Annotated in this window: 2 protein-coding genes; both read right to left on the bottom strand. The window is 56.0% G+C overall.

The window, feature by feature from the left end:
- The coding region (locus J1G33_RS27655; protein ID WP_223019167.1) for a hypothetical protein at positions 1-3,233 on the bottom strand (3,233 nt) is incomplete at its 3' end.
- A gap of 109 nt (positions 3,234-3,342) precedes the next feature.
- Positions 3,343-3,765, bottom strand: a complete 423-nt coding sequence (locus J1G33_RS27650) for a YqaA family protein (RefSeq protein WP_148854357.1) — start codon at positions 3,763-3,765, stop codon at positions 3,343-3,345.
- Positions 3,766-3,776 lie beyond the last annotated feature (11 nt).

Below are 3,776 nucleotides of genomic sequence, written 5' to 3'. Positions count from 1 at the left end.
AACTCAACTGCCCGGCTCTGATCGTCGATACCATTATAGGCCACGTAAAAACTCAACGTTACCTGGCTATTATTTGCCACCCTGTCCAACCAACTACGCAGCACAGCTTTATCTCTCAAACCATTGGCGGCCTCCGTGGCGCTGATCAGTTCGCCCTCCATCACCAGTAGATCTTCTATACCGTCGCTGCTGAGTATCATCCACCCTAGTTGGTCTTTGTCGCTCAAAGGCCACTTATCCACTGATGCCTTGGCGTCGCCGGTAAAACTACCCAGGTTCAGCGTGCCTCCATCAATAATACTGTTGATGAGTGGCTGCGGTAAGTCCGTGGCCGGAATCGTATTGACTTTCACCGTCTGCACCTGCGACGGGCGTGGGGCAGCCACGCCCGTGCTCACCACCGAATACTTCAAGCACACGGTACTGTTCACACTATGGTGCAAGACCTTGGCCGAGGTCAGGTTGAACACTACCGTGCCTCCATCCAGCCCATTCTGGCTGGTTGAATAAGAGGTGCCGTCGGCAAAAAACCAGTAAAGCGTGATGAAATCTTGGCTACTCATACCGTCATAGCGAACCGTTGCCGTCGTATTGTGTTGAATGGGCAGCGGGTCCACTGTCACATTCGGCCCTGTATCGGTGGTGCCATTGATAAACGGGTGGGGAAGATCTCCTGATAATGCCTGAATGGTGTACGTGCGCCGACGGAAGTGCACTGCATTGGCTTTGTTGGTGCTACGATCGAAACTGGCCCAGAAATCGATGAACAGCGGCATTCCATCCTTGAGTCTGCGCAGATCCGGCGGCGTCGGTGGCATGATGCCCTGACTCTCGCCCTCAGGCGTTACCAGGTTCTCGCTGTAGGTATCCTCAATGTAATCCGCGCCATCGTCGTAGATACCTTCATATCGCATCCACATCCGCTGAAACCGGTGAATGAACGGCCAGATATTGATCAGGGTGCGCTCCCGGCCAGTAAGCTGGGAAATTACCAATACCGGGTTATCATGCCCTTCGATGGTGGGGATCGGTAGCGTGGTCAGGGGCAGTAACAGCAGATCCAGTATGGGCGACGGTATTCTCCGCGTGCCGCGCAGCACAAAGTACTGCACGGGAATCTGGCGGCCTTCGGAAAGAATGTTGGCGCCTACTACTTCGCTCGGTACGTCAAAGTGCACTGTTCTTGAGGTGTTGCCATTCTTGGTTTCTTCATAAGTGCCAATGCCCGGTACGCCGCTGAACACTGCCAGGATCCGGTCGCTGGGTGACATGTTCAGAAACGATACTTCAATCGTCGCTCCGGTCGTTGCGGACTCCGGCCTTAGTTGGTCTGGGTCTCGTGAGGCTTCAAGCACTTCCGGCCTCAACAGCTCACCTATTGCTTTACCGACCGTCACGTCAAGCGTCTCAGAGCGCAGTGTTGTGTTGCCGCGTATGAGGGAATAGCTCAAGCGAATGGAGCCGTTGTTATTCACGTCGACATAATTTCGATCTACCGGAAACGAAATCTCTCCTCCTACCACGACGTTAATCGTGTCGCCTGTGTTGCCACCCACCCCAGAGCCTACCCAGCGCCACACGACGGTGTCACCTCGTTGGAAGGTATAGGGGAGAGTGACATTGACCTGGAAGATCACATCGGCCGGATCGAGGTTGCCATTTTCATCTACGCCCTCAATGTGCGGCGCAGGCAGGTCGGCGCGACGTTCGCCTATTTCTACTATCAGGTGCTCGGATTCGCGCACCGTCAGCACATCGGCTTCCTGTATCGTGTTCACACCGTCATTGACGCGATAAAAGACGTCGATCGGCCCGAGCCCGACGAACTGTGCGAAATTTGCCGGCGTCACAATCCGAAAGCGTGTGGGTGGTGGTGGGTCGCCGGCCTGCTGGGTTTGTTCATAAAACACTAGGCCGCCGCCGGGTCGGTGCGCCTCAAAGCGCAAGGTGACGGGATAGTTCGGACTGTATGGCACGAAGGCCGGGAAGTTGACTTTGAGGTAGGGGACGGTCGGATCGATCAAGCCGCCTTCGTTTTCCTCGATTTCAACTGCAGGCATGTTGGAAACAGTACCAAAAACTGTGACAGACAGACTTTGGGAATAGCCAATCTCAGTGCCTAGCGGGAATTGCAGCGTATAGGAGATTTGCATCGAGCCGTTGATCAGGTCTTCGAGGATGCTGTTCTCGACGGTGGTATATGCCGAACGCCCGGGCCGGGCAGCAAACGCTGGCAATGGGATGGTGACTTTCGTTTTATCTTCGCGTGTACCCACGATGGTAGCTACGATCTGAGTGCCTGCTGGCGTTGGGGAGCCATTCGGGAGCCGTGTGGGCGCAACCACTTCGAGTTCGAAGTGACTCTCTGCGTACTGGTCGAAATCGACGTTATTATTGTCTGTTCCATCCACCAAAAAGTGGGGGCGCATGAGTGCGTCTGGATCCAGGTTACTGTTCAGGTTTACGACCTGAGACCACTGCTGCACTTCCCCTGAGAAGTTCAGCACCAAGTCGTAGATCCGGAACCGGATAGTCAACAGACCGCTACCGCCCAATTCGATGACCTCCCACGGGACGAACACCTCGATAGGCGTCAGTCCCTCGGCCTGATCCGCGTCCAACTGCAGCTCTACCAAACGGCCGTTCCAATACAACTCGATGGTGTCCCCTACAAATGCATCTGGGTAGTGATCAATGGTAATGAGCACACCATCACGTGCGCGCTCGGGGTCGAGTACGGCATCTGAGTCACTCAAGTCCTCTGGCAGGTGAAGGACCAGCGCCGAATGGTAGGGGAGTCCTGGGTCCTGATCCACGCCCCCTGGCCGGGTATCTTTCAGGAACCAGGTTTCTTCCTCCGATGTACTTTCAGTGCCAGACCCGTTACGCCTGACCAGGCCATAGCAGGGGTACACAATACCTAGCGGTACATGCTCGCGTAGTACCGAGAGTTGGTAGCGTCTTTGCGTTTCCTCGCCAGCAACAATTTCCCCCCAGGCGACCGGAAAACGCCGATCTCCCATATACCATTCGTAAGAATCGCCGACGTTCTTCGTGGTCCAGCTCTCGAAGGTAATCAGCAAACGGTTTTCGAGGCTGCGTATGCCAACCCCTACATCAGCCAGAAGTTCGGGAAGGGGACGTACAGTGTTGTCGTTGTAGGGCGGCGGCTCCAGGTCTGCGATGCGTGGTGGGTGCAGGATGGGTGGACTGTCTGTGCGTTTATCGGACATGGTGGTGACCCTTCAGGCTGATTTGAGAAACGTGCCAAACAGGGTCAGCAAATATGAGAGAGTGGTCACCGTCTAGCTGTGAGAAATGACAGTGGCGACGAGCGGTCAGCTACTGAATAATGAGTGTCAGCGCGCTATAACGCACGCCCTTGGCCAGGGTTACCAGCAGCAAAAAACGCCACAACGGCTCTCGCATCACCCCGGCCACCAAGGTCAGCGGGTCGCCGATGATAGGTACCCAACTGAGCAACAGCGTCCAATGCCCCCAACGCAGGTAATGCCCGCGGGCTCTATCCAGCTGTTTGGCACTCACCGGAAACCAGCGCCGTTCCTTGAAGCGCTCTACCGAACGCCCCAGCAGCCAATTGACCACCGACCCCAGCACGTTGCCCAACGTGGCGATACCCAGCAGCAGCCACAGGTTGTAATGCCCGCTGATCAGCAGGCCGACCAGCACGGCTTCAGATTGCAGGGGCAATAACGTTGCGGCGCCAAACGCCGCGACGAACAGCCCCAGGTAACCCGTCAGCACCGGTCAGTGGG

Source organism: Pseudomonas sp. P867 (assembly GCF_019891455.1).
Lineage (GTDB): Bacteria > Pseudomonadota > Gammaproteobacteria > Pseudomonadales > Pseudomonadaceae > Aquipseudomonas > Aquipseudomonas synxantha_A.
Note: the sequence above shows the minus strand (reverse complement) of the source record. Positions and strands in the feature narration are given on the sequence as shown.